Genomic DNA, 25,119 nt, shown 5'->3' with positions numbered 1-25,119 from the left:
GACATGCTTGTGCACCGACCACGCGAATACATCCACACAACAGAGGTGAGACACGACGATGACGGTGACCTTCGGCGATCACGACTATGCGCTGGTGATGTTCGACCTCGACGACACGCTCGCGCCGTCGAAGAGTCCGCTCGACGACGCGATGGTCGAGGTGTTGCGGCGGCTGCTGCAGCGGTCACTGGTGTGCATCATCTCCGGGGGGCGCTACGAGCAGTTCCGCGCCCAGGTCCTCGACCGGATCGGTGGCGTCGAGGAAGTCGCCAACCTGCACCTGATGCCCACCTGCGGCACCCAGTACGTCCGGTACTCCGCCGGACAGTGGGAGACCGTGTACGCCGAGGACCTCACCGACGACGAGAAGCAACGCACCCTCGACGCCCTGGAGACCGGCGCGAAGGAACTCGGGCTCTGGGAGACCGAGACCTGGGGCCCGATCCTGGAGGACCGCGGCAGCCAGATCACCTACTCGGCGCTGGGACAGTCGGCGCCGGTGGACGCCAAGAAAGCCTGGGACCCCGACGGCGCGAAGAAGGAATCGCTGCGGGCCTATGCCGCCGAACGACTTCCGGATCTGGAGGTCCGCAGCGGCGGGTCGACATCGGTGGACGTGACCCGCAAGGGCATCGACAAGGCCTACGGCGCACGCAAACTCATGGAGATCCTCGACCTGGGCCTCGATGACATCCTGTTCTTCGGGGACCGGCTCGACGAGGGCGGCAACGACCGCCCCGTCCAGGACATCGGCATCACCTCCGTCGCGGTCGAGGGCTGGGAGGACACTCACGGCAAACTCGTTGCGCTGCTGGACAACTGAGCCACCGCCCCCGTTCGGGTTTGCGAACCGGGTAGTGGGGAAATGCTCAGTTGATCGGCGCCGCGGCCGGTTGCACGCGTGACGATCCGGCCATCACCCGGTACGAGCGGCCGTGATACCGACCGGTCCGCGCATCGGTCTTGTCGGTGACGAACCACCAGTCCATCTGTGCCGCAGACGGCGTCACGGTCAGCACGGCATATCCGTGGGCGTCGAAGTCGTTCCACCGGACGTGCCGGTTGGCCGCCATCAGTGCCGGCGAGACCGCGGCACCCGCGGTGTGCTCGGGTACGCCGAGGATGTCGTCGATGTTGCTGGAGGTGACCGAGGTGACGACGAGTTCGGTTGCCACCGAACCGCTTCCCGGATAGTCGGCGGCATCGACCGGGATGTCACACGCCCATGACGAGTGGATGTCGCCGGTGATGAAGACCACGTTGGTCACCTTGTTCGACCGGATCGAGTCGAGCAGGCGCCGACGATCGGCGGTGTAGCCGTCCCACTGATCGGGATTGTAGGGCAATCCCTCGGCGGGCAGCCCGAGGGATTCGGTGAGTGCGGCGGTGGTGCGTGTGTCGAGCGGAGGCAGCAACACCGGTGCGATCATCACGGGATTGCCCACGATCTTCCATCGCGCCGCCGAGGACGCGAGACCGTCGGTGAGCCAACGCATCTGGGCGGCTCCGATGATGGACCGGGCCGGGTCGTCGATGCGATTCGACGACATCGACACCTGCCGGTCGCGGTAGGTGCGCAGGTCGAGCATCGACAGGTCGAGCAACCGGCCGAAGCGCAACCGGCGATAGAGGTGGGTGCCCGAGTCGTCGGCGGCCGCGCGTACCGGCATCCACTCGTGGTACGCGCGTTCGGCGGCGGCCTTACGCGTCGCCCACGCGCCCTCGTCGGGCGAGTGGTTCTCGGCGCCCTCGGCCCACGTGTCGTTGGCGGATTCGTGATCGTCCCAGGTGCAGATCCAGGGCAGAACACGATGGAGCTCCGCGAGGTCCGGGTCGGTCTTGTACTGCGCGTGGCGGATTCGGTAATCGGCGAGGGTGACGATCTCGTGCCGCGGTGAATGTGTGCGCACCGCACCGGTTTTGCCGGTGTACTCACCGGTGCCGTACTCGTAGAGATAGTCACCGAGCGCGACGATGGCGTGCAGGTCTCGGTGGGAGCGCAGATGCCGGTACGCGCCGAAGTACCCGGCCTCCCAATTCGCGCACGAGACCACCCCGAAGCGCACCCGCGACACATCGGCGTCGGATGGCGGTGCGGTGCGGGTGCGGCCCACCGGCGACACCGCCCCGGTGGCCGGACCGGAGGTCACCCGAAACCGGTAGTGGTACTCGGTGGCCGGCGTGAGGCCTGCTGCATCGACCTTGACGGTGAAGTCGCGCTCGGCGAGGGCGTTCACCGATCCCGACGCGGCGACGGTCGCGAACCGCTCGTCGTGGGCGATCTCCCACCGCACGGTGCCTCCCGCGCCACGTCCCGAGCCCGGCACCGCGTCGGCGGTCGCAGTGATCCGGGTCCAGAGGATGACCCGGTCCGGCAGCGGATCACCCGAGGCGACGCCGTGGGCGAAGACGGCCGACGCCGCCGGCGTGGTCACCGGGGCAGCGACCGCGTTCGTTGCCCACGGGCCCGCGAGGGGGCTCGCCACGCACAGCGCTGTACCGGTCTGCAGGAGCCGTCGTCGCCCGAGCGGGTTCACAGCAGTCGGGTTCACAGCAGTCGGGTTCGCGCGCGGCTGGTTCACGGGGCATCATTGTGCGGCATTTCCGACATATCGCCATGGTCGACCTCGCGTGGCGCTCGCATCGGTGCTGGTCGCCACAGTGGTGACACCGACGCGACGCCGAGAATTCACCTGCTGCTCATCGCGATCGCCGTCGTGTGCACAACAGGTCGGTCCGGCACGGGGTGGGCGGAATCGCCATGGATGCCGGTGGGACAATCGATGACTGCGTTCTCCTCCCGCCCGGGGGACGCGGCGATGGCGTGAGGCGAGTGACGAGGAGGCGACGTGTCCGAGATGGTTCCGTTGCGGGTGCAGATGGTGGCCGCCACCGAGTTCACCGCGCCGTCGGACGTGCCCTGGACCACCGACGCCGACGGCGGCGAGGCCCTGGTCGAGTTCGCCGGTCGCGCCTGCTACCAGAGCTGGGACAAACCGAATCCGCGGACAGCGACCAATGCCGGCTACCTGCGCCACATCCTCGAGGTCGGGCACCTCTCGCTTCTCGAGCACGCGACGGTGACCTTCTACATCACCGGCATCTCCCGATCGTGCACCCACGAGCTCATCCGCCACCGGCACTTCTCGTACTCCCAACTGTCCCAGCGGTTCGTCCCCGAACACGATTCGAATGTGGTTGCGCCCCCGGCCATCAGCGGCGACGCGGAACTCGAGCGCTTGTTCATCGAGGCCACCGACGCCAGCCGCGCCGCCTACACCGAACTCCTCGCCGCACTCGAGGCCAAGTTCGCCGACGTCCCCAATGCGATCCTGCGTCGGAAACAGGCCCGGCAGGCCGCGCGGTCGGTATTGCCCAACGCCACCGAAACCAAGATCGTCGTCACCGGCAACTACCGAGCATGGCGCCACTTCGTCGGGATGCGCGCCACCGAGCACGCCGACGTCGAGATCCGCCAGCTCGCCGTCGAATGCCTGCGCCAGTTGATGCAGGTCGCGCCGACGGTCTTCGGTGACTTCGAGATCGGCACGCTCGCCGACGGCACCGAGGTCGCGACCTCACCGTTCGTGCTCGAGGGCTGAGGTCCTCCCGTACAGCACCGGCGGCCCACAAAGTGCTGGTGGCGTGCCTTTCTGCGACACGTAGTGCCCATTGGCCGCGGGCCACGGCGCCCCGGTAATCTTGACCACCATGAGCGCAACCGAGTCGCAGCCACAGGCGCACCCGTTCGGGACCAACGTCGTGGCGATGGTCACCCCTTTCCGTCCCGACGGTTCGCTCGATCTGGACAAGGCCGCCGAGCTGGCCGACCACCTGGTCGGCAAGGGTTGTGACGGACTCGTGGTCAGTGGCACCACCGGTGAGTCGCCGACCACCACACCCGACGAGAAGATCGAGCTGCTGCGCACCGTTCTGGACGCGGTGGGCGACCGCGCCCGCATCACCCAGGGCGCGGGCAGCTACGACACCGCCGAGAGCATCCGCTTCGCGCAGGCCTCGGAGAAAGCCGGCGCGCATGGTCTGCTCGTCGTCACGCCGTACTACTCCAAGCCGCCCCAAGCGGGTCTGCTCGCGCACTTCCGCGCCGTCGCGGACGCGACCAGCCTGCCCGTCCTGATCTACGACATCCCGCCCCGCTCGGTGGTGCCGGTCGCCAACGAAACGATGCTCGCACTCGCCGAACACTCCCGGATCAAGGGCGTCAAAGACGCCAAGGGTGATCTGCATTCGGCCGCGGGACTGATCGCCTCCACCGACCTCGAGTACCTCTCGGGCGAGGACGCGCTCAACCTGCCGTGGCTGTCGATCGGCGCGACCGGCTTCGTCAGCGTGATCGGCCATCTCGTCGCAGATCGCCTGCGCGACATGCAGATCGCCGTGGAGAAGGGTGATCTGCAGACCGCCAGATCGATCAACATCACCATGCTCCCGCTCGTCAACGCGATGGGACGGCTGGGAGGGGTGACCATGGTCAAGGCGTCGTTGCGCATCCTCGGACTCGACGTCGGGGACCCACGCCTCCCGCAGGTACCCGCCGACGGTCCGCAGATCGAGTCGCTCATCGCCGACCTCCGCACGGCCGGATTGCTGGACCGATGACCGGCCCCCAGCGCCGCCGCAGCGCCCGACGCCAGGCCGGACCGCCCGAGCCCGCACCCGCCACCGATACCGCCGGCTCACCGGCCCCCGCCTCGTCTGCCCCCGCCTCGCCCGCCGTGGATCCCCCGACGGCCTCAGCGTCTGGCGGAGGGTCCGAAAGTGCGGCTGCGCAGCAGGATTCGGCCCGCCACGCCGCGTCGGCGCCGGCGGAGAACCGGGGTGGAGGTGAACCCCGTCGGTCCGGCCGGCACGAGCGCCGCGACAACGCGCGAGGTGCACGAGGCGGTGGTGGCCGGGATCGCGGCACCCCCACGCCGCCGGCACCCGTCGATCGACTCGGTACGCCGCGCCGACTGCCGAAGGGCGCGCTGCGCGTGGTCGCCCTCGGCGGCATCGGTGAGATCGGCCGCAACATGACGGTGTTCGAGTACAACGGCAAACTGCTGATCGTCGACTGCGGGGTGCTGTTCCCCGAGGACGCGCAGCCCGGCGTCGACCTCATCCTCCCGGACTTCCGCTACATCGAGGACCGGATGGACGACGTCGAGGCGGTCGTCCTGACCCACGGGCACGAGGATCACATCGGTGCGGTCCCGTTCCTGCTGCGTCTGCGTGGCGACATCCCCGTCGTCGGATCCAAGTTCACGCTGGCACTCGTCGCGGCCAAGTGCCGCGAACATCGGTTGCGTCCCAAGCTCATCGAGGTCCGCGAAGGCGAGCGGACCACGCACGGCCCCTTCGAGTGCGAGTACTTCGCGGTGAACCACTCCATCCCGGATGCGATCGCCGTCGCGATCCGGACCCCGGCCGGACTGGCCCTGCACACCGGCGACATCAAGCTCGACCAGCTGCCGCTCGACGGCCGACTCACCGACCTCGCCGGATTCAGCAGACTCGGCGATGAAGGCGTCGATCTGTTCCTCGTCGACTCCACCAACGCCGAGGTGCCGGGATTCGTCACCCCCGAGCGGCAGATCGGGGGAGTGCTCGACCAGGTGATCGGCAAGGCGCGTGGCCGGGTCATCGTCGCCTCCTTTGCCAGCCACGTGCACCGCATTCAACAGATCATCGACGTCGCGCACACCCACAACCGCCGGGTCACCTTCGTCGGCCGCTCGATGGTCCGCAACATGCAGATCGCCCAGGACCTCGGTTATCTGCACGTGCCCGACGGTGTCGAGGTCGACATGGACACCGCGGCAACCCTGCCCGACCACCGGGTGGTGCTGATCTCCACCGGATCGCAGGGTGAGCCGCTCTCGGCGCTGTCGCGGATGGCCCGCGGAGAGCACCGGCAGATCAACATCCGCTCCGCCGACCTGGTTGTCCTCGCGTCGTCGCTCATCCCCGGCAACGAGAACTCGGTCTTCGCGGTCGTCAACGGCCTCGCGAAGCTGGGCGCCACGGTCATCACCCAGCAGAGCGCCAAAGTGCACGTCTCCGGCCATGCGTCGGCCGGCGAACTGCTCTATCTCTACAACGCGGTCCGGCCGAGCAATGCCATGCCGGTGCACGGCGAGTGGCGTCACCTCCGCGCGAACGCCGCGCTCGCCGAGGCCACCGGGGTGAACCCGGATCGGATCATGCTCGCCGAGGACGGCGTCGTCGTCGACCTCGTGGACGGGCAGGCGCAGATCGTCGGCCGCGTCCCGGTCGGCCATGTCTACGTCGACGGTCTGTCCGTCGGTGACGTCGGTGAATCGACGCTGTCGGAACGACTCGTCCTCGGCGAGGGCGGGTTCATCGCGATCACCGTCGCTGTCGACTCCACCACCGGGCGTGCGGTGAGCACCCCCGAGGTCTCCGGTCGCGGCTTCTCCGACGATCCGGACGCCCTCAAATCCGCTGCCGACCTCGTCGATCAGGTGCTCGACACGCTGGCCGCCGAGGGCGTCTCCGACACCCACCGCATCGCGCAGGGCATCCGCCGGACGGTGGGCCGGTGGGTGGCCGACACCTATCGGCGCCGACCGATGATCGTGCCGACGGTGCTCGCCGTGGGCGACTGACCGCGACTGACCCGAACGCGTCGATCTGTCGAGACTCCTTGCGTGTCAACGACTCCGGAATGTCCGACATGTCCGACGCGCGACCATCCGGACGTCCCCCCGGTTCATCCGGCGCTCTCCTCACCGTTCACGCGCCGGTGGTAGCCTCCCCGCGTGATCGCCGCCGGACGGGCGGCGGCCGGACGGGCAGGAGTGGCGTGGTGACGGTGATCGGCGAGCGGTATCGGTGGCACGTGCGTGCCGTGGCGGTGGCTTGTACGGCGTTCGGGATCTTCGCCCCGGCGGCGACCATCGCGGCCCCCGTCGGCGCCGCCCCGCCCGCGGTGTCGACAACAGCGACCCCGCAACCGCAGGCAGTCGACCTCGGCGGGGTCACCAACGCCCGAACGTTGCACGACTACCGCACCGCCGACGGCGCGGGCATCACCGACAAGGTCATCCGCAGCGCGAACCTCTCCACGATCGACGACCGCGGGATCACCGAGCTCCGGCGGCGCGGAGTCCGCACGATCATCGATCTGCGTACCGCGTTCGAGACCCGGCTGCAGCCCGACAAGTCCGTGCCCGGCACCGCGGTCGAGTCGTTCGACGTCCTGCGGACAGCACCGACCACCCACCTCATCGACATCGGTTCCGCGTATCGCCAGTTCGTGGTGAACCCCGTGGCGCGGCAGGCGTTTCGCGATTCACTGCTGTCCATCCAGCGCACGGTCGCCGACGGTGGCGCCGTACTGTTCCACTGCACCGCCGGCAAGGACCGGACCGGTTGGCTCGCCGCAGTGCTGTTGACCATCCTCGGGGTGGACCGCTCGGTCGTCGACGCCGACTACCTCGCCAGCAACCGGTTCCGGCACGCGTCCGCCACGGACCCGCTCAACGGCGTGAACCTCGGACTGCTCGACACCGCCTTCGGTGCGGTGCGCACGACCTACGGAAGCTTCGACAACTACGTGCATCACGGGCTGGGCCTGAGCGACGCCGATGTCGACGCGCTGCGCCACACACTGCTGATCCCGGCTCGCTGACACCGGCCCCGCCGCGATATCGGGGCGCGGTGACCGACGGTCGCCGGCCGCAGCCAGTAGCGTTGGGGAGTGAGCTTCGCACAGGATGAACGCCGTGCCCTTGTCGACTCGATGCGTGAGGTGGGGCCGGACGCGCCGACCCTCTGCGCCGGATGGACCACGCGCGATCTCGCCGCGCATCTCGTGGTCCGGGAACGCAGGCTCGACGCCGCACCGGGAATTCTGATCAAACCCCTCGCCGGATACACCGAGAAGGTGCAGGCGTCGGTGGCCGCCGACACCGACTGGGACAAACTGCTTGCCGACCTCGCCTCCGGTCCACCGATCTTCTCACCCATGCGCCCACTGGACCGGTGGGCGAATCTGGCCGAGATGTTCATCCATCACGAGGACGTGCTGCGCGGTGCCGCCGACCCCGACAGTGAGTGGGTTCCGCGCGTCCTCGACCCCGGACTCCAGGACGCTCTGCGCATGCCGTTGCGGTCGATGAGCAAGATGACGCTGCGCTCGATGCCCGCTCGGGTCACGCTGCGCAGCACCGACGGCGCTGACCTCGCCTCGGGCGGTAGCGGAGAGCCGGTGACGGTCACGGGTACGCCCGGGGAGTTGCTGCTGTTCGCCACGGGGCGGACACCGGTGGCGGTGACCTTCGACGGCGATCCCGGACGGATCGATGCGGTGAAGGCGGCGGCCCACGGCTTCTGATCGCCGCACTGTGCTGTTCTCCCTCTGAGTGGCTGTTCTCCCTCTGAGTGCGGCGGCTTCCGGAACGGGACGGTGCCGAAACCGCCACGTCGCGGGTCACGAATTCGACACGCGCCGGTGTTGCCGGTGTTGCCCGTGTGACTGAGGTGATCATTGCCGACTAGTCTGTCGGCATGGCTTCGAGAGCGAGCACTGGCACGCGCACGTCCGCATCCCGTGCGTCGGGGGGGTCCTCGTCCGCACGGTCAGGGACATCGGCGCGGTCACGTACGTCGGCGTCGGCTTCCCGGTCGAAGAACGGCGCGAGCGCCAAGGCGACCTCGAAGTCCGGGAAGGCGAGTTCGGCCGGCACGCGTTCGACCCGGTCGGGTGCGCGCAGCGCCACCGCGGGCAAGACACGCACGTCGGGCACCTCTCGTGGGACGTCGCGGTCGAGTGCGGCCGCGTCGGCCGACATCTCGCGGCGAAGCTCGGGTGCGGGCGCCGTGGGTGCTGTGGGCAAGGGTGTCGGCAAGGGCATCGGAGCCGGTTGGGGACTCCTGGCACGCGGAGTCGGTGGTGTCGCCCGTGCGGGCTCGGGGCGCCGGGGACCGTCGAACCGGGATACCGATCTCGATGACTTCCACGACGACGACCTCCACAACGACGACCTCCACAACGATGACTTCTACGACGACGTCGAGGCAGCCGCAGAGTACGACGATCCCGATCTCGGCGCCGGCCCCCGTGGCGGACGACGCGCTGGCGACCGGCGTGCACAGCGCGACCGCGCGTCGGCCACCGGCGACGTCGGCGGCCACACACACCGGCGCGATGGTGTGGCCCTCGGGTTGCTGGCGCTCGCCGTGCTCATCGCGGCGGGAGTGTGGTTCGGCGCCGCCGGTCCTGCCGGTGCCTTCATCAATGCGCTGATACGTGCGATCGTCGGGTCGTTGGCGGTCCTGATCCCGGTTGCACTGGTCGCTGCGGCGATCATCCTGATGCGACGACCGCCGAACCCGGTGCGTCGGGGCCGCTACATCGGTGCCGCGCTGCTCATCGTGTTGCCGTTGCTGGGACTCATCCATCTGGTGGCGGGGTCGCCGACTGATCTCGACGGTCGATCGGGTGCCGGAGGGTTCCTCGGGTTTGCCGTCGGCACGCCGCTCACCGCCGGTGCCACGGCGTGGGTGTCGGTGCCGATTCTGTTGTTGTGCATGGCCTTTGGCGTTCTCGTCATCAGTGGCCGGACGGTACGTGACGTGCTCGACGCAGTGCGCACCTACCTCGGCCTGACCGCAGGTGTCGACGACTGGGACACCGACGACGAACTGCCATGGGACGCCGACGTCGATCTGGCCGACGACCCCAACTCCTATGACCCTGACGCCCATGACCCCAACGCCTACGATCGTGACGACTTCGGGTCCGGCGATCGGTTCGGCGGGTCGTCCGCACGACGCGGTCGTCCCGCGGGCGACCCGGGCTACTCTCCCGATCCCTACGACAACTACCCACCGGACCCGAACGCCGAGAGCCCGCGGCGCGCACGCCGATCTCGTCGTCCGGCACCGGTCAGTGCCGGCGACGTACTGGCGTCGGCGACGACGGAGAGTTTCGGCGATGACGCCACCACCGATCCGTTCGTCGACGAGGTCACCGAACCGCTCGGTGAGCCACCGGCGCCGCGGCGCGCGCGCAACCGGTCCACCGCCCGGGCGACCTCGGACACCGCGAAGCCCACACGCGCCACGCCGCCCGCGACAACTCCGCCTGCCCCGGCGCCGACCCCCGTCGACGACGACGCGGACGAGCCGTTCACGGTCGAGCCCGCCGACGGCGACTATCGGCTGCCGCCGACCACGCTGCTGATCGAGGGCGACCCGCCGAAGCAGGGCAGCAGCTCCAACGAGGACATGATCGACCGTGTCACCGGTGTTCTCGAACAGTTCAAGATCGACGCCGCGGTCACCGGTTACACGCGTGGGCCGACGGTCACCCGCTACGAGGTCGAACTCGGTCCGGGGGTCAAGGTCGAGAAGATCACCGCCCTGCAACGCAATATCGCCTATGCGGTGGCCACCGACAACGTGCGACTCCTCGCGCCGATCCCGGGCAAATCGGCGGTCGGTATCGAGGTACCCAACTCCGATCGCGAGATGGTGCGTCTTGCCGACGTCCTCACCGCGCCGTCGACGCGCAAAGACGGCCATCCGCTGGTCATCGGCCTCGGCAAGGACATCGAGGGTGACTTCGTCAGTGCGAACCTCGCGAAGATGCCGCACCTGTTGGTCGCCGGCTCGACCGGGTCGGGCAAGTCGAGCTTCGTGAACTCGATGCTTGTCTCGTTGCTCACCCGGGCCACACCCGAACAGGTGCGGATGATCCTCATCGACCCGAAGATGGTCGAGTTGACGCCGTATGAGGGCATCCCGCATCTGATCACCCCGATCATCACCCAGCCGAAGAAGGCCGCGGCCGCCTTGGCGTGGCTGGTGGAGGAGATGGAGCAGCGCTACCAGGACATGAAGGCGTCCCGGGTGCGCCACATCGACGACTTCAACGCGAAGGTACGTTCCGGTGAGATCACCACGCCACTCGGTTCCGAGCGCGTGTACAAGCCGTATCCCTACATCGTGGCGATCGTCGACGAGCTCGCCGACCTGATGATGACCGCCCCACGCGACGTCGAGGACGCGATCGTGCGTATCACCCAGAAGGCCCGCGCCGCGGGTATCCATCTGGTGCTGGCCACCCAGCGTCCGTCGGTGGACGTGGTGACGGGCCTGATCAAGACCAACGTGCCCTCCCGGCTGGCCTTCGCGACGTCGTCGCTGACCGATTCGCGCGTCATCCTCGACCAACCGGGCGCGGAGAAGCTCATCGGCATGGGCGACGGACTGTTCCTGCCGATGGGGGCCAACAAGCCGATCCGCATGCAGGGCGCGTTCATCACCGACGAGGAGATCAGCGCCGTCGTCGACTATGCCAAGGAGCAGGCCGAGCCCGAGTACACCGAGGGCGTCACCGCTGCCAAGGCCGGCGACAAGAAGGACATCGACTCCGATATCGGCAACGATCTCGACGACTTGCTCCAGGCGATCGAGTTGGTCGTCAGCAGCCAGTTCGGTTCGACCTCGATGCTGCAGCGAAAGCTGCGTGTCGGCTTCGCCAAGGCCGGACGACTCATGGATCTGATGGAGACCCGGGGGGTCGTCGGACCGAGCGAGGGATCCAAGGCCCGTGAGGTGCTGGTGAAACCGGAGGATCTGGCCGGCGTCATCGCGTCGATCAACGGCGGTGGGGATCAGGACGGCGACACCGCGCCCGAGTAGAACCGGGCCTGCGGTCTCAGGAGTCGCCGTGCGCGGCGAGCCAGTCGCGTGCGCGTCGCGCCGAGGCCCGCGACAGCCAGGCATCGGTGACGATCTCGGTCAGCTCGTCGACCGAGATCTCACCGATCCGTGACGTCCGCAGCAGCACCGACGGGTGACCCTCGAAGTGCGCCGTCGTGAAGAACGGCGACCTCGGGTCCTGCACCAGCGCCTGCTTGTCGGCCTCCGAGGGCACCCATAGCACGACGACGTCGTCGTATCGGTGGCCCGACTCGTCCACCGCGTCCGGGCGCGGCGTACGGAAGAACACGAAACTCTTGCCGCCGACCTGATAGATCGGACGATCGGGATCGTCGTTCGCCTCGGTGACGTGCGGCATCGACCGGGCCGCGGTGTGAAGGTCATCCACGTTGGCCGCGCGGGACCGGTGTCGCGCCATGACCGCCATCGTAGGGTGCCGTCGGATCGGTCGCCGCTGTGATTCACACTTTCGGTTCCGCGCCAGCCGAACCGGTCGAAACGGACATCGTGTAGGGTGGTCGCAGATCGAAGAGGGGAGTATCCCCATCTCGCGGCGGGTCCGTCAATACGGTCGCGGATTCCGAAGGTGCCGATCACCTTCGGACCGTGGCCCGGACCCCCGGTCGTCCATCGGCGGGAGAGACCTCTGGCATCGCAACCAACTTTGTGCTGCGCGCTGGAGGTAGATCGCTCATGCAAGTCTCGACCACGATGTGGATCATCACGTGTCTGGTGATCCTGGGTCTGTTCGTCTTCGATTTCTTCGCCCACGTCCGGGTTCCGCATGCTCCCTCCCTCAAGGAGTCGGGCATGTGGTCGGCCATCTACATCACGATCGCCGTCATCTTCGGCGGATTCGTGTGGTGGAAATGGGGATCGACCTACGGCGGTGAGTATTTCGCCGGGTACGTCACCGAGAAGGCACTGTCGGTCGACAACCTGTTCGTCTTCGTCATCATCATGTCGAAGTTCGCCGTGCCGAAGGAATACCAGCAGAAGGTGCTACTGCTCGGCATCGTCATGGCGCTGGTGCTGCGCGGTCTGTTCATCGCCGTCGGTGCCGCCGCGATCAACGCCTACAGCTGGGTGTTCTACCTGTTCGGTGCGTTCCTGATCTTCACCGCCATCAAGTTGCTGCGGGAGAGCGACGATCCGGTTGAGCACGAGGAGCAACGCGAATCGCGTCTGGAACGGTTCGTCAAGCGTGTCCTGCGCACCTCGGACACCTACGATGGCGACCGCCTGTTCACCCGGATCTCGGGCAAGCGGATGGCCACCCCGATGCTGTTGGTGCTCATCGTCATCGGCTTCACCGACATCCTCTTCGCCCTCGACTCCATCCCGGCGATCTACGGACTGACCCAGCAGCCCTACCTGGTGTTCACCGCCAACGCGTTCGCCCTGATGGGTCTGCGTCAGCTGTACTTCCTGCTCGGCGGCTTGCTCGACCGCCTGGTGTACCTGTCCTTCGGCCTGTCGTTCATCCTGGCCTTCATCGGCGTCAAGTTGGTGCTGCACGCATTGCACGAGAACACCCTGCCGTTCATCAACGGTGGCGAACACCTGTCGGTCCCGGAGATCTCCACCCCGCTCTCGCTGGGCATCATCGTCGGCACCCTGGTGATCACGACGGTCGCGAGTCTGGTGAGTTCGCGACGACAAAAAGCGGTTCCGCCGGCGTGATGGGGACGGTGCGGTGCGGACCGCCATCGGTCCGCACCGCTTTCCACCTCATTGCGAGAGATGGTGTGCCACGGCGGCATCCAAGATCTCGGTCGTGAGGCTGCAGGTCGGACTGTAGGTCTCGTACGCCTCGACCATGTACTCAATGGTCTCGACCCGCTCGGGTGGCTTGCCGGGGTCGAGGATGTCGGTGCGATAGGAGACCTCGCGTCGCGCGACCGGATGCTCCAGGTCGACGAAGGTCCACCCCTTGCATCCGGTGGCGCCGTCGTCGCGAAGCTGTGCGCGGAAGCCACGCACCATGATGTCGCGGATCTCGCTGCGGCCGAATCGGATCACCGGATCGGGTGGACCCGGACGATGTGTCGAGACGGCGTCGACGAAGATCCCGTGATCGAAGTCTGCCGACGGTTCGAGGTCGATCCGGCACGTCGACCACCACCGCCCCTCCGGGATCTGCGCACGCGGATGGCGTGGACGCAGAAACCGTGCGGCACCGCACATGTCGATGCCCGAGAGACGTGAGGTGACCGGAAACGGCGATGCCGTGCGCAGCCGGAGGTCATGAGCCCGGGGTACCGCCGCGCGCACGATGTCGGTCAGCGCGTCGCAGACATCTCGCGGATCGGTCCCGGCGGACCGGTGCGCGGAGAAGAAGACACCGAGTTTCGGGCTGTGGCTCACCGCGATCGAGCAATGCAGGCCGTCGCCACCGAGGCCGAAGCCGCCGTGAATCCGGGCGTCGACCCCCTCGATCGGCAACCGTGTGAAGGAATCCCCGCCGTACATGCGGGTGGGCGTCGGGGAGACCGACAGATGCGTGATCCTCGAGGTGGACTCGTCGAACCGCAGTTCGCAATCCTCCAAACTGCTGTCGAGGCCGACATCGTAGGGGCGATCGCCAACGATACGGGTGGTTGCCTCGACATCGAGGAATCCGCACGGGTCCAGCGCGGCGAAGTCCTTGAGGCGCGCGGTCTCGGCAGGGTCCCGCAGATCCAGTGCCCATGGTGGGTCGACGACGGCGACCGGCGACCCGGTGAGCGTCAGGGTGCAACCCGTGAGCGACACACCGATCGCGGTCACGGTGACGGCGATCCTCGCCGCGGCAGGCCATTCCCGGCGTCTGGGCGCACATCTCCACATGGGCGTCGATTCTCCACAGTGCGAGCCGGTGTGCGACCCGCCCGATCAGATCTGTGGACAACTCTCGGTGAGCAACTCGCCGGCGGTGCTGCGAACCGCTCGTGGTGCGGTCGGTCGCGCGAGTCAGTCGTCGAACGGTCCGTACACCTGGGTGAACTCGACGATGCGTACCGAGTCGACGGCCTGGTGTGCGTTGAAAGGGTCGTTGGCCATGAATGCCTCGGCAGCATCGATGTCGCCGTCGACCCGGATCATGATCAATGCTCCGGTGCCGTCGGGGTATGGACCGCTGAGGAGCACGTTGCCGGCCTGGTGCTCCTCCGACAGCCATTGACGATGGACGGCACGGTGGGCGTCGCGGATGGCCGCCTTGGCCGGCTCGTAGCCGTAATGCACCGCATAGATGGTCACGAAAGAATCTCCTCGCTCTGGTGAATGTGGTTCGACACGTTGGGGTTTCGGCTCATCATGTCGATTGCTCGGCGGCCGGCGCGTCGAGGTGTACCAGCATCCTGGTGTTGCCCAGCGTATTCGGCTTGACGTAGCTCAGGTCGAGGAACTCCGCGACACCCGTGTCATAGGAGCGGCACATCTCCTCGAACACCTCTCGGGTGACCGGTGTGCCCTCGATCTCACGGAATCCGTGCCGACCGAAGAACTCGGTCTCGAAGGTCAGCACGAAGACGCGTGCGAGCTGCAACTCTCGCGCCACATCGAGCAATCGCGCGACGAGCCGGTGGCCGATACCGCGCCCGGAGCACTGCTGATCGACGGCGACCGTACGAACCTCACCGAGATCGGCCCAGAGCACGTGCAGTGCACCACAACCCACGACGAGCCCGTCGAGTTCGGCCACCCAGAACTCCTGCACGGCCTCGTAGAGTGTGACGAGGTTCTTCTCCAACAGGATTCGCCCGGCGTACTGGTCGATGAGTTCCTTGATGCGGGGGACGTCGGAGGTCCGGGCACGACGGACGACGACCTCGCCAGGGGAGTTCATGGGTTCATCTTGCCCCCAGGACCGCCGGGCGCGTCACCGGGAGGCACGCTCTCCGACCGCTGACGCGACGGGGCACCGGTGAGCGTGGCACGGATCCGCCGGTCGCCGAGCGCGCATCGGTCGATACCCTGGTGATCGTGCGAATGAACGACACGCGTCCGACGCCGAGTGCAGGAGTCGGCGCCCGGGACGCGGTCTCATGACCGATCGGATGCGCCGGGCGGTCAACGAACGCGGTCTCGCCGACGTCGGGCGGGGACCCGATCACATCACCGATCCCGTCGACCCGGTGCCCGTCGTCAACATCGCCAATGCACTGACCGTCTTCCGGATCGTCCTGGTGCCGGTCTTCCTGGTCGTGCTGTTCATCGACGGCGGACATGACACCTGGTGGCGGGTCGGTGCCGCGGTGATCTTCGGCGTCGCCGCGATCACCGACCACATCGACGGCCGCCTGGCCCGTGGACGCAATCTGGTCACCGACTTCGGCAAACTCGCCGACCCCATCGCCGACAAGGCATTGATCGGTTCGGCGCTGATCGGATTGTCACTCCTCGGTGATCTGTCGTGGTGGATCACCGCGATCATCCTGGTCCGCGAACTCGGGGTCACCGCATTGCGGTTCTGGGTGCTGCGGCACGGGGTCATCCCGGCCAGCCGGGGCGGCAAGCTCAAGACGTTGTTGCAGGCCATCGGTATCGGGTTGCTGCTCTTCCCGTTGAGCGGGCCGTTGCATCTGGTGGCGGTCATCATCATGTGGGTGGCCGTCGTGATCACGGTGGTCACCGGATTCGACTACGTATGGCAGGCGCTGCGCATGCGTCGTTCCGCCCGTCATCGGGCCCGCCGGACCGCATCGCAACGTGGCGCCCCGATCACCGAATCGGGTACGGGGCGTCACTGACCCGCCGCAGGTCCGTCATCGGCGCCAGCGGCCGGGCGGACATGCCCCGGCTCGCCGCCGGACAGACGCGGCGACGGCCACGGAATTCGACTACTGTCGTCCACACGCGCACCCAATGGTTTGCCCGCGCGTGAGCTTCGGGAACGACACACCCCCGTCGGGCGTTGAACAGCACGATGTTGGTTGACCAACACGATGTGGAGCCCTATCACGGGCGGTTCATCGGGCCGGTGGCGATGTTCGATGTGCGAGACAGACAGGGAGGAAGCCCGATGGCAATGCTTTTGCGAGAGGCGCTCGGCGACAGCCTGCGTCGCGTTCGCACCCAGCAGGGCCGGACGCTGCGTGAGGTGTCCACCGATGCGCGGGTGAGTCTGGGTTACCTGTCCGAGGTCGAGCGGGGCCAAAAAGAGGCATCCAGCGAACTACTGGCCGCCATCTGCGATGCGCTCGAGGTCGAGATCGCCGATCTGCTCCTCGACGTCGGCACGGCCATGCGTCCCGACCATGCCGCGGAGCCGGCGGCCGAGGGTGCCGACCGTGAGGCGGCCATCGCGTCCAAGGTGGTCATCGCCGCACCCGAGGTGCGCGCCCACGCGACCGCGCTGGCCGCGGCCTGACGTCGCATCGTCGACAACACCTGCTCGTCCACCCCGGGAGCGTGCGCGATCTGGCTCTTCGGCGCAGGTTGTGAGATGGCGTCGGCGCCGGATGTCCGGGTGGCCGAGCGACGTGAGGTGCGCGTGGCCCGCGACATCCGGGTATCCCCTGGGTAATCCCCCAACTGAATGCCGGACTGCCTCGCCCCACCGACCGAGACGCTAGATTGGTGTGCAGACCGACGCGAAACCGTTCTGAATGGAGCTGACGACAAGCATGGCGAACCCGTTCGTGAAGATGTGGCGCTATCTGATGGCCCTCGGCAACGCGAAGATCGACGAGAATGCCGACCCGAAGATCCAGATCCAACAGGCGATCGAGGATGCGCAACGGCAACACCAGGCTCTCTCACAGCAGGCGGCGTCGGTGATCGGCAACCAGCGTCAGCTCGAGATGAAGCTCAACCGCCAACTCGAAGAGGTCGAGCGGCTGCAGGCGAACACCCGGCAGGCGCTGACCCTGGCAGATCAGGCCAACGCCGCAGGCGATGCCCAGAAGGCGCAGGAGTACACCAACGCCGCCGAGGCCTTCGCCGCTCAGCTCGTCACCGCCGAACAGGGCGTCGAAGACCTCAAATCGCTGCACGATCAGTCCCTGCAAGCCGCGCAACAGGCCAAGCAGGCCGTCGAGCGCAACGCAATGATCCTGCAGCAGAAGCTCGCCGAACGCTCCAAGCTGCTCAGCCAGCTCGAGCAGGCCAAGATGCAGGAGCAGGTCAGCGCCTCCCTCAATCAGATGAGTGAGCTCTCGGTGCCGGGCAACACCCCGAGCCTCGACCAGGTGCGCGAGAAGATCGAGCGCCGCTATGCCAACGCGCTCGGTTCCGCCGAACTGGCGAAGAATTCGGTGCAGGGCCGGATGGCCGAGGTCGAGCAGGCAGGCGTGCAGATGGCCGGGCATGCGCGTCTCGAGCAGATCCGTGCCAGCATGTCCGGCGGTTCGCTGCCGACCGGGGGAGCGGCGTCCCCGGCGGCTCAGCCGGCACCGGGCCTGACGAAGCCGACCACCGAACCGCCGCAGACGGGCAACTGACGTCACCGTTGCCGCCGACGTCGTCCCCGGCGGCTCCCCGGAAGGTCGCCATTGTCGCCGGTCCGGACGCCGGACATGCTTTTCCTGCCTTTGCTCTGGCAGAAAAGCTTGCCGCGCAAGGTATCTCATCCACGGTGTGGACAGGTGTCGTCTGGCACGAGGTGGCGCGTTCGCGAGGACTCGACGTCGCGGAGTTGCCGGGTCTGCGTGCACTTGCCACCGACGACGACTCCGACGCCGGTGCCAAGCTCGCCGCGCGTGCCGCGCGGATGGCCGTCGCGCTCGCTCCGGTGTTGGCCGCGCGGGGTACCGATCTGGTGATCTCCGACGTCATCACCGTCGGCGGCCTGTGGGCCGCGGAGTTGTGCGGGCTCCCCGCGATCGAAATGTCGCCACATCCGCTCTACCTGCCGTCGCGGGGACTGCCACCGATCGGCGCCGGGCTGAGCCCCGGTGACGGGGTGGGTGGACGGCTCCGCGACATCGCGCTGCGCACGGCGAGCAACGTCTCCGTCCGGGCCGGTGAGCGTCAGCGCGCGGCCGCACGGCGGGGGATCGGTTTGGCCGGGACACGGTCCGGCACAGCACGATTGATCGCGACCCTCCCCGCCCTCGAGGTGCCCCGACCGGATTGGCCGCCGCAGGCCCACATCGTCGGACCACTGCTGTGGGAACCCACCGACGTGATCGTCGAACCACCGTCGGGCACGGGCCCGTTGGTGGTGGTGGCGCCGTCGACCGCGGTGATCGGTGCGGCCGACATGCTCGCCGAAACGCTTGCGGGATTGTCTGAGCTGGCGTCGAGAAGTCCAGTGCGCGTGGTGATCTCGGCGCTCGACCCGCCAGGTGCCGCTGCGTTCGGGGCGCCCGGGCTGTCGGTGACCGCCGGCCTGGGACGGCAGGATCAGCTCGTCGCCCGAGCCGACGTGGTGGTGTGCGGTGGGGGGCACGGGATGCTGGCGAAGTCGTTGTCGGCAGGGGTCCCGGTGGTCACGGTGCCGGGCGGCGGCGATCAGTGGGAGTTGGCCAACCGTGTGGCCCGGCAGGGCGGTGGGCTGGTGGTGCGGCCGGTCGAGGGGCACGCGATCGCCGATGCGGTCGCCACGGTGCTCGGCGATCCGAGGTATGCGCGTGCCGCGGCGGCCGCCGCCGCGTCGATGTCGGATGTGGTGGACCCGGTTCGCGTGGCGTGTGATGTGTATCGTCGGTCGGTCGCCGGGAGCGCGCTCGGACGCGGCGATGGGTACCGGACGGACGGAGGGGAAGTGCCGCGATGCGATTGACCGAGTTCACCGAGTTGATCACCGAGGAATTCGGCACGATGTCGGCGGATTCGATCCTGTCCGATCATGTGCTCACCGAGCTCGGTGGGCGGACGGGCGCGCAGGCGATCGAGGCCGGCGTGGATCCGCGCGATGTGTGGGTGGCGATCTGCCGGGACTTCGACGTGCCACGCCACCGCTGGTAGAAGTCGCGCTGGTGAAAGTCGCGCTGGTAGAAGTCGCCCGGCACCCGCGTGTCGGACTTGCCATCGAACACATGTTCACGCAATTCTGTAGGGGTGTGGAACCAACTCGGCACCGCGTGCGTCCAAAGCTCTCGTGAGGACGTGAACGGTTTTGTCGGACCCCGTCGCTAACGTCCTTCACGAATCACACCGATACCGACGACCCACCCGATGACCGCCGGAGTCCCCGGCGCACAGACACGAGGAGACAGCCATGGCAGCAGCGCCCCAGGACCGTGAGAAGGCCCTTGATCTCGCACTCGCGCAGATCGACAAGAACTTCGGCAAGGGCTCGGTCATGCGACTCGGCGAGGAGACCCGGCAGCCGATCGAGGTGATCCCGACCGGCTCGATCGCCCTCGACGTCGCGCTGGGTATCGGCGGACTGCCGCGCGGCCGTGTCGTCGAGATCTACGGCCCGGAATCGTCGGGTAAGACCACGGTCGCCCTGCATGCGGTCGCCAACGCGCAGGCCCAGGGCGGCATCGCGGCGTTCATCGACGCCGAGCACGCACTGGATCCGGATTACGCGGCCAAGCTCGGCGTGGACGTCGACGCCCTGCTGGTGTCGCAGCCGGACACCGGTGAGCAGGCGTTGGAGATCGCCGACATGCTGATCCGCTCCGGTGCCCTCGACATCCTGGTCATCGACTCGGTTGCCGCACTGGTCCCCAAGGCCGAGATCGAGGGCGAGATGGGCGATTCGCACGTCGGTCTGCAGGCCCGCCTGATGAGCCAGGCATTGCGCAAGATGACCTCGGCGTTGAGCAATTCCAACACCACCGCGATCTTCATCAACCAGCTGCGCGAGAAGATCGGCGTGATGTTCGGTTCACCGGAGACCACGACGGGCGGTAAGGCACTGAAGTTCTACTCGTCGGTGCGTCTGGACGTCCGTCGCATCGAGACCCTGAAGGACGGCACCGACGCCGTCGGTAACCGCACCCGCGTCAAGGTCGTCAAGAACAAGGTGGCACCGCCGTTCAAGCAGGCCGAGTTCGACATCCTCTACGGACAGGGCATCTCCAAGGAGGGATCGCTGATCGACATGGGTGTGGCCGAGGGCTTCATCCGCAAGTCCGGCTCGTGGTTCACCTACGAGGGCGATCAGCTCGGTCAGGGCAAGGAGAACGCCCGGAAGTTCCTGCTCGAGAACGACGACATCCGCGACGAGATCGAGAAGAAGATCAAGGAGAAGCTGGGCATCGGCGCGGTGGTCGACGCCGATGACGTCGCTCCGGCACCGGTGGAATTCTGACCGGCGCCGACGAACCCAGCGGCGCAACCGGCTCCAGCGGCGCAACCGGCCCCACGGCGTGGGATGTGGCGCTGCGTCTGCTGGGTGTCCGGGCGCGGTCACGCGGCGAGATGCAGGAGCGACTGGTTCGGCGTGGCTTCGACGCCGACACGGTCGCCGATGTGATGCGGCGCCTGGATTCGGCGGGTCTGCTCGACGATGAGGACTTCGCCTCCGAGTGGGTGCGGTCACGCCACACCCACTCGGGACGCGGACGCGTGGCCCTACGTCACGAGCTCAAGGCCAAGGGCGTGGATGCGGCGACGATCGAGAATGCGTTGTCCGACATCGATCCCGAGGACGAGCGCGCCGTGGCCGGCCGCCTGGTCGCCAAGAAGCTGACTCCGCGGGTGCTCGAGCAGGTGGCCGATCGCGCCGAGCGGGACAAGCACTTTCGTCGGCTCGTGGGCATGCTGGTCCGCCGCGGATATCCGCAGTCCCTGGCGATCGACGTCGTCGGCGAGCACCTCGACGCCGCGGCGGAATGAACTCGGCGGAATGAACGCGATGTGCCGAGTCGGTAGAACAGCTCGATCAGTATGACGTTTCACCCGGAATCCGGGCGAAACGTCATGCTGATCGGCAATGGCACCTGACCGGCAACGTCAACTGATCTGCGCTGAACCGGGTTGGGTTATCGCGGACCGAAGTTCGGCATGTTCTCCATCGCGCCGAGGTCCACGTCCTCGCCGTGGGGGACGTCGGTTCTGCGGCGTCCCCGGCGCAATGTCTTCTCGATGAAGGTCGCCAGCGACGACAGACCGAAGTTGATGACGATCATCACCACCGCCACCACGACGAGTGCGGGCAGGTAATTGCCGTAGTACGACGCCGACTGGATGCCCGACCGGACCACCTCGACGTAACCGATGGCGTAGCCCAGTGCCGAGTCCTTCAGTGCGATGACCATCTGCGAGATCAGTGCGGGCAGCATCGCGGTGATCGCCTGCGGAAGCAGCACGATGCGCATCATCTGGGACTTGCGCAGTCCCAACGCCATCGACGCCTCGGTCTGTCCTTTCGGCAAGGAGTTGATGCCCGAACGCAGGATCTCGGCGATCACCGACCCGTTGTAGAGCGTCAGACCTGTGACGACCGCCGCGAACGCCAACTGCGACGACGGGAACACCGCGTAATCGGCGAACAGGTAGTAGGCGAAGATCATCAGGATCAGCACCGGGATGGCGCGGAAGATCTCGACGAACAAGCCCGCCAGCGTCCGCACCCACAGGTGATCGGACAGTCGACCGATACCGAGCACCGAGCCCAGGACCATGGCGAAGATGATCGACAGGAACGCCGCTTTCAGCGTGCCCCACAGACCCGGCAGGATGTAGGTCGTCCAGGTGGTCCCGGTGACGAAGGGATTCCATTTCTCGCCGGTGAGCTGATCGTTGTCGCTGAGGACGACGAGCACGTACACGACGACGGCGACGATCACCGCGAGGAAGATCGCGGCGATGATCGCATTGCGAATCCGCGCCTTGGGTCCGGGTGCGTCGTAGAGAACCGTTGCGCCGCTCATCGTTTCACCGCCAGTCGTTTGGCGAGGTAGCCGAAGACGGCGCCCTCGATCAGGGTGATGATCATGAAGCCGATGGCGATGATCACGAAGATCGCGATGATCTCATTGGCGTGGTCCTCGATCTGCTCCTTCATCAGCAGCGAGGCCTCGGCGACCCCGATCACCGAGGCGATCGTGGTGTTCTTGGTCAGAGCGATCAACACGCTGCCCAGCGGCCCGATCACCGCACGCAATGCCTGTGGCAGCACGATGATCCCGAAGACCTGCGTGAAACCCAGGCCAAGGGAGCGGGCGGCCTCGGCCTGTCCGATGGGAACGGTGTTGAAGCCCGATCGCAGTGTCTCGCAGACGAAGGTGGCCGTGTAGAGGATGAAGGCCAGCACCGCCAGGCGGAAGTTGTTGTTCTCGATGAAGGTGTTGTTGTCGGGAGCCAACGCCAGACCGAGGTTCTGATAGAGGCCCACCGAGCAGAAGATGATGATCAGCGTCAGCGGGGTGTTGCGCACGACGTTGACGTAGGTGGCGCCGAACCAGCGCATCACCGGGACGGGGGAGACCCGCATCCCGGCCAGGATGATGCCCCAGATGAGCGCGCCGAGCGCCGACCAGAAGGTGAGTTCCAGGGTCACCTTGAACGCGGGCCACAGTTGCGGCCCCATATCCGACCAGAGTTCATTCATGGTTGTTCACCTGCCTTCCTCAGCTCAGTCCCGGCGGGCACGGGGTGGACGTGGAGTTGACGATCTTGTCGACGGCCTGCGGTCCGGGGTCGGGCAGGAACTTGTAGCTCGATCCGGGAGCTGCGGCGCGGGCCATCATCTCGTCGACATACTGGTTGCCGATCGCCTTGCGCAGCGCCGCTTCCCATGCGGATTCGCCCCCGCCCGGTCCCGGCTGCAGCATGGCGTCGAGTGCCTCGTCCACGGCCGTGATCGCCTCGGGGTAGTTCTTGGCCATGCCGATGCCGTAGTTCTCGGTGGAGAACGGCGCACCCTGTTTCTTGAGGACCTTCTTGCCGCTGCTGGTGACGCATGCGTCCTTGGGGTAGGTCATCCCGACGAGCTTGAACTCGTCGGGGAAGAAGTCGGCGTAACCGGCGAGGATGACCTCGTCGGTGGTCAGCGCGTCCACTTTGCCGCGACGCACGGCCTCCACACACGATGAGTACGAGTCGTACTCCTGCAGTTGCACTCCGGGCAGCTGCGCCTTGACGTTCTGCGCCGACGTCGATCCGGTGACCGAGCAGAGTCTCTTGCCCTTGTTCAGATCGGTGAGTGAGGTGATCGAGTTGTCGTCCTTGCGGACGAGCAGAGCTTGATAGTTGATCAGGTAGGGGCCGGCGAAGCTGACCTGCTTGGCTCGGGAGGCGTTGATCGAGTAGGTGGCCGCGATCATGTCGACCTCACCGTTGTTGATGAGCGTTTCGCGCTGGGCCGACGGCGTCTCACGCCAGGTGATCTCGGGATGGGCCACCCGGAGCTGGTCGGCGATGTGATTGACCACGTAGGTCGACACCGACGGGTCGAACCCGGTGACGCTCTTGTCGGGGTTGCGGATACCCAGGCCGGGCTGGTCGTATTTGGTGCCCAGCACCACTTTTCCGTTGCGGATGGAGTCGAGTAGGTTGCGGGGTTCGGAACTGCCGCAGGCGCTCAGGCAGGCGGCGAGCACCGCGGCAACGAGTACTGCGACGCCCAGAGCGGCGGCGCGGCCACGTCGCCGATGACCGGAGGTCTGTGGAAAACGTTGTCGCATATGTCTTGTCGAGGATCCCGGAGTGTCGGTGGGGTTGGTCATCTCAGTGACCCAGGATCTTCGACAGGAAGTCCTTGGCGCGGTCGGACTGCGGGTTGTCGAAGAAGGACTCGGGGTCGGAGTCCTCGACGACGGCGCCGTCGGCCATGAAGATGACGCGGTCTGCGGCCTTGCGGGCGAAGCCCATCTCGTGGGTGACCACGAGCATCGTCATGCCCTCCTTGGCCAGCGAGACCATCACGTCGAGGACCTCGTTGACCATCTCCGGGTCGAGTGCCGAGGTGGGCTCGTCGAACAGCATGATCTTGGGGTTCATGGCCAGGGACCGGGCGATCGCCACGCGTTGTTGCTGTCCGCCGGACAACTGCGCCGGATACTTGTCCTTCTGGCTGGCGATACCCACGCGCTCGAGGAGTTGCAGCGCGTGTTTCTCGGCCTCGGCCTTGTTCTGTTTGCGGACCTTCGTCGGCGCGAGGGTGACGTTCTGCAGGATCGTCTTGTGTGCGAACAGGTTGAACGACTGGAAGACCATGCCGACATCGGCGCGCAGCCTGGCGAGGTCTTTGCCCTCGGCGGGTAGCAATTCCCCCTCGATGCGGATCTCGCCGCTGTCGATCGGTTCGAGGCGATTGATCGTGCGGCACAGGGTGGACTTGCCCGATCCCGAGGGGCCCAGCACGACCACGACCTGCCCGCGCGGGACGTCGAGGTTGATGTCCTTGAGGACATGGAGCTCACCGAAGTGCTTCTGCACATTCGTCATCGCGATCATCGGCGGTGAATCGGCGGCGGTCGCCGCACCCGGCGCCGCGTTCGGAGATTCGGTCATACGTAGCAACCCTAATGGGGACAAGTCCGAACGGCGCGGCAAATGCGACACCTGCGTGTCCGATTCGGGAGGAAACAGGAAGTCACG

Annotated in this window: 25 protein-coding genes; 15 read left to right on the top strand and 10 right to left on the bottom strand. The window is 67.0% G+C overall.

Translation table 11 applies throughout. The annotated features are described in order from the left end of the window. Positions 1-58 precede the first annotated feature (58 nt). Complete coding sequence (locus P3L18_RS10105) at positions 59-823, top strand: HAD-IIB family hydrolase (RefSeq protein WP_079929514.1); 765 nt, start codon at positions 59-61, stop codon at positions 821-823. Between the two features lie 46 nt (positions 824-869). On the opposite strand, the gene P3L18_RS10100 is transcribed toward P3L18_RS10105, so the two are convergent. Further along, positions 870-2,582: an alkaline phosphatase D family protein gene (locus P3L18_RS10100; protein WP_276114003.1), complete on the bottom strand. Its 1,713-nt coding sequence runs from the start codon at positions 2,580-2,582 to the stop codon at positions 870-872. A 267-nt stretch (positions 2,583-2,849) separates the two neighbouring features. Here P3L18_RS10100 and thyX point away from each other — a divergent pair, with 267 nt between their 5' ends. From thyX to P3L18_RS10075, 5 genes are all read left to right on the top strand, one after another. After that, the gene (gene thyX, locus P3L18_RS10095) at positions 2,850-3,602 is read left to right on the top strand and encodes an FAD-dependent thymidylate synthase (protein WP_006371400.1); all 753 of its coding nucleotides are present in this window, start codon (positions 2,850-2,852) and stop codon (positions 3,600-3,602) included. A gap of 109 nt (positions 3,603-3,711) precedes the next feature. Beyond that, positions 3,712-4,620, top strand: a complete 909-nt coding sequence (gene dapA / locus P3L18_RS10090; RefSeq protein WP_276114002.1) for a 4-hydroxy-tetrahydrodipicolinate synthase — start codon at positions 3,712-3,714, stop codon at positions 4,618-4,620. Next, positions 4,617-6,629, top strand: coding sequence for a ribonuclease J (locus P3L18_RS10085; RefSeq protein ID WP_276114001.1), 2,013 nt, complete (start codon positions 4,617-4,619; stop codon positions 6,627-6,629). The genes dapA and P3L18_RS10085 overlap by 4 nt, the downstream gene beginning before the upstream one ends. A 200-nt stretch (positions 6,630-6,829) precedes the next feature. Then, positions 6,830-7,654: a tyrosine-protein phosphatase gene (locus P3L18_RS10080; RefSeq protein WP_276114000.1), complete on the top strand. Its 825-nt coding sequence runs from the start codon at positions 6,830-6,832 to the stop codon at positions 7,652-7,654. A 69-nt stretch (positions 7,655-7,723) separates the two neighbouring features. After that, entirely contained in the window at positions 7,724-8,359 is a 636-nt protein-coding gene (locus P3L18_RS10075) for a TIGR03085 family metal-binding protein (RefSeq protein WP_006371404.1), read from the top strand. A gap of 160 nt (positions 8,360-8,519) precedes the next feature. On the opposite strand, the gene P3L18_RS10070 is transcribed toward P3L18_RS10075, so the two are convergent. Then, positions 8,520-8,861, bottom strand: a complete 342-nt coding sequence (locus tag P3L18_RS10070; protein ID WP_035734861.1) for a hypothetical protein — start codon at positions 8,859-8,861, stop codon at positions 8,520-8,522. Here P3L18_RS10070 and P3L18_RS10065 point away from each other — a divergent pair. Beyond that, on the top strand, positions 8,845-11,673 hold the full coding sequence (locus P3L18_RS10065; protein WP_276113999.1) for a DNA translocase FtsK: 2,829 nt from the start codon (positions 8,845-8,847) through the stop codon (positions 11,671-11,673). The two genes, P3L18_RS10070 and P3L18_RS10065, sit on opposite strands and share 17 nt — an antisense overlap. Positions 11,674-11,689: 16 nt before the next feature. On the opposite strand, the gene P3L18_RS10060 is transcribed toward P3L18_RS10065, so the two are convergent. Next, positions 11,690-12,121: an MmcQ/YjbR family DNA-binding protein gene (locus P3L18_RS10060; RefSeq protein ID WP_276113997.1), complete on the bottom strand. Its 432-nt coding sequence runs from the start codon at positions 12,119-12,121 to the stop codon at positions 11,690-11,692. A 266-nt stretch (positions 12,122-12,387) separates the two neighbouring features. On the opposite strand from P3L18_RS10060, the gene P3L18_RS10055 reads away from it, so the two are divergent. Continuing rightward, positions 12,388-13,377, top strand: a complete 990-nt coding sequence (locus tag P3L18_RS10055) for a TerC family protein (RefSeq protein WP_079929522.1) — start codon at positions 12,388-12,390, stop codon at positions 13,375-13,377. Between the two features lie 48 nt (positions 13,378-13,425). Here the strand turns inward: P3L18_RS10055 and P3L18_RS10050 are convergent, their stop codons facing one another. The 3 genes from P3L18_RS10050 to P3L18_RS10040 all read right to left on the bottom strand — a co-directional run bounded on the left by P3L18_RS10050 (position 13,426) and on the right by P3L18_RS10040 (position 15,523). Continuing rightward, positions 13,426-14,463 (bottom strand): hypothetical protein, encoded by a 1,038-nt coding sequence (locus P3L18_RS10050; protein WP_079929523.1) that lies wholly within the window; start codon positions 14,461-14,463, stop codon positions 13,426-13,428. A 183-nt stretch (positions 14,464-14,646) separates the two neighbouring features. Further along, positions 14,647-14,934 carry a YciI family protein gene (locus tag P3L18_RS10045; RefSeq protein ID WP_006371410.1) on the bottom strand — a complete coding sequence of 96 codons (288 nt, stop codon included), beginning with the start codon at positions 14,932-14,934 and terminating at the stop codon, positions 14,647-14,649. Positions 14,935-14,989: 55 nt separating this feature from the next. Next, the gene (locus P3L18_RS10040; RefSeq protein ID WP_006371411.1) at positions 14,990-15,523 is read right to left on the bottom strand and encodes an amino-acid N-acetyltransferase; all 534 of its coding nucleotides are present in this window, start codon (positions 15,521-15,523) and stop codon (positions 14,990-14,992) included. A 199-nt stretch (positions 15,524-15,722) separates the two neighbouring features. Between P3L18_RS10040 and pgsA the strand changes: the two genes are divergently transcribed. From pgsA to P3L18_RS10005, 7 genes are all read left to right on the top strand, one after another. Further along, positions 15,723-16,427, top strand: a complete 705-nt coding sequence (gene pgsA / locus P3L18_RS10035) for a CDP-diacylglycerol--glycerol-3-phosphate 3-phosphatidyltransferase (protein ID WP_276113996.1) — start codon at positions 15,723-15,725, stop codon at positions 16,425-16,427. A 272-nt stretch (positions 16,428-16,699) separates the two neighbouring features. Beyond that, positions 16,700-17,047, top strand: coding sequence for a helix-turn-helix transcriptional regulator (locus tag P3L18_RS10030; RefSeq protein WP_079929526.1), 348 nt, complete (start codon positions 16,700-16,702; stop codon positions 17,045-17,047). A gap of 256 nt (positions 17,048-17,303) precedes the next feature. After that, complete coding sequence (locus P3L18_RS10025; protein ID WP_006371415.1) at positions 17,304-18,119, top strand: PspA/IM30 family protein; 816 nt, start codon at positions 17,304-17,306, stop codon at positions 18,117-18,119. Between the two features lie 8 nt (positions 18,120-18,127). After that, positions 18,128-19,402, top strand: a complete 1,275-nt coding sequence (locus tag P3L18_RS10020; protein ID WP_211545124.1) for a nucleotide disphospho-sugar-binding domain-containing protein — start codon at positions 18,128-18,130, stop codon at positions 19,400-19,402. Beyond that, a complete protein-coding gene (locus tag P3L18_RS10015; RefSeq protein WP_006371417.1) occupies positions 19,393-19,587 on the top strand; it encodes a DUF3046 domain-containing protein in 195 nt (64 codons plus the stop codon). Before P3L18_RS10020 ends, P3L18_RS10015 begins: the two co-directional genes overlap by 10 nt. 253 nt (positions 19,588-19,840) lie before the next feature. Further along, a complete protein-coding gene (gene recA, locus P3L18_RS10010; RefSeq protein WP_006371418.1) occupies positions 19,841-20,884 on the top strand; it encodes a recombinase RecA in 1,044 nt (347 codons plus the stop codon). Next, positions 20,878-21,411: a regulatory protein RecX gene (locus tag P3L18_RS10005; protein WP_253193931.1), complete on the top strand. Its 534-nt coding sequence runs from the start codon at positions 20,878-20,880 to the stop codon at positions 21,409-21,411. The genes recA and P3L18_RS10005 overlap by 7 nt, the downstream gene beginning before the upstream one ends. 146 nt (positions 21,412-21,557) lie before the next feature. Here P3L18_RS10005 and P3L18_RS10000 read toward each other — a convergent pair whose 3' ends face one another. Genes P3L18_RS10000 through gluA form a run of 4 tightly spaced genes read right to left on the bottom strand, consistent with a single transcriptional unit; the run spans position 21,558 to position 24,975 of the window. Next, positions 21,558-22,448 carry an amino acid ABC transporter permease gene (locus P3L18_RS10000; protein ID WP_006371420.1) on the bottom strand — a complete coding sequence of 297 codons (891 nt, stop codon included), beginning with the start codon at positions 22,446-22,448 and terminating at the stop codon, positions 21,558-21,560. Beyond that, positions 22,445-23,128, bottom strand: a complete 684-nt coding sequence (locus P3L18_RS09995) for an amino acid ABC transporter permease (RefSeq protein WP_006371421.1) — start codon at positions 23,126-23,128, stop codon at positions 22,445-22,447. Before P3L18_RS09995 ends, P3L18_RS10000 begins: the two co-directional genes overlap by 4 nt. A gap of 19 nt (positions 23,129-23,147) precedes the next feature. After that, positions 23,148-24,203: a glutamate ABC transporter substrate-binding protein gene (locus P3L18_RS09990; RefSeq protein ID WP_014359816.1), complete on the bottom strand. Its 1,056-nt coding sequence runs from the start codon at positions 24,201-24,203 to the stop codon at positions 23,148-23,150. A gap of 43 nt (positions 24,204-24,246) precedes the next feature. Next, positions 24,247-24,975 (bottom strand): glutamate ABC transporter ATP-binding protein GluA, encoded by a 729-nt coding sequence (gene gluA, locus P3L18_RS09985; RefSeq protein ID WP_014359817.1) that lies wholly within the window; start codon positions 24,973-24,975, stop codon positions 24,247-24,249. Between the last annotated feature and the right edge of the window lie 144 nt (positions 24,976-25,119).

The organism is Gordonia sp. N1V (assembly GCF_029269935.1).
Taxonomy (GTDB): domain Bacteria; phylum Actinomycetota; class Actinomycetes; order Mycobacteriales; family Mycobacteriaceae; genus Gordonia; species Gordonia polyisoprenivorans.
This window is presented reverse-complemented; position numbering and strand designations above follow the sequence as displayed.

Bases quoted from the DNA above. Each gene is read 5' to 3' on its own strand.
- P3L18_RS10025 (WP_006371415.1), top strand. From the start codon at position 17,304: ATGGCGAACCCGTTCGTGAAGATGTGGCGCTATCTGATGGCCCTCGGC.
- P3L18_RS10015 (WP_006371417.1), top strand. From the start codon at position 19,393: ATGCGATTGACCGAGTTCACCGAGTTGATCACCGAGGAATTCGGCACG.
- P3L18_RS10040 (WP_006371411.1), bottom strand. From the start codon at position 15,523: ATGAACTCCCCTGGCGAGGTCGTCGTCCGTCGTGCCCGGACCTCCGAC.
- P3L18_RS10000 (WP_006371420.1), bottom strand. From the start codon at position 22,448: ATGAGCGGCGCAACGGTTCTCTACGACGCACCCGGACCCAAGGCGCGG.
- P3L18_RS10060 (WP_276113997.1), bottom strand. From the start codon at position 12,121: ATGGCGGTCATGGCGCGACACCGGTCCCGCGCGGCCAACGTGGATGAC.
- P3L18_RS10085 (WP_276114001.1), top strand. From the start codon at position 4,617: ATGACCGGCCCCCAGCGCCGCCGCAGCGCCCGACGCCAGGCCGGACCG.
- P3L18_RS09990 (WP_014359816.1), bottom strand. From the start codon at position 24,203: ATGCGACAACGTTTTCCACAGACCTCCGGTCATCGGCGACGTGGCCGC.
- P3L18_RS10105 (WP_079929514.1), top strand. From the start codon at position 59: ATGACGGTGACCTTCGGCGATCACGACTATGCGCTGGTGATGTTCGAC.
- P3L18_RS10030 (WP_079929526.1), top strand. From the start codon at position 16,700: ATGGCAATGCTTTTGCGAGAGGCGCTCGGCGACAGCCTGCGTCGCGTT.
- gluA (WP_014359817.1), bottom strand. From the start codon at position 24,975: ATGATCGCGATGACGAATGTGCAGAAGCACTTCGGTGAGCTCCATGTC.
- pgsA (WP_276113996.1), top strand. From the start codon at position 15,723: ATGACCGATCGGATGCGCCGGGCGGTCAACGAACGCGGTCTCGCCGAC.
- P3L18_RS09995 (WP_006371421.1), bottom strand. From the start codon at position 23,128: ATGAATGAACTCTGGTCGGATATGGGGCCGCAACTGTGGCCCGCGTTC.
- recA (WP_006371418.1), top strand. From the start codon at position 19,841: ATGGCAGCAGCGCCCCAGGACCGTGAGAAGGCCCTTGATCTCGCACTC.
- dapA (WP_276114002.1), top strand. From the start codon at position 3,712: ATGAGCGCAACCGAGTCGCAGCCACAGGCGCACCCGTTCGGGACCAAC.
- P3L18_RS10055 (WP_079929522.1), top strand. From the start codon at position 12,388: ATGCAAGTCTCGACCACGATGTGGATCATCACGTGTCTGGTGATCCTG.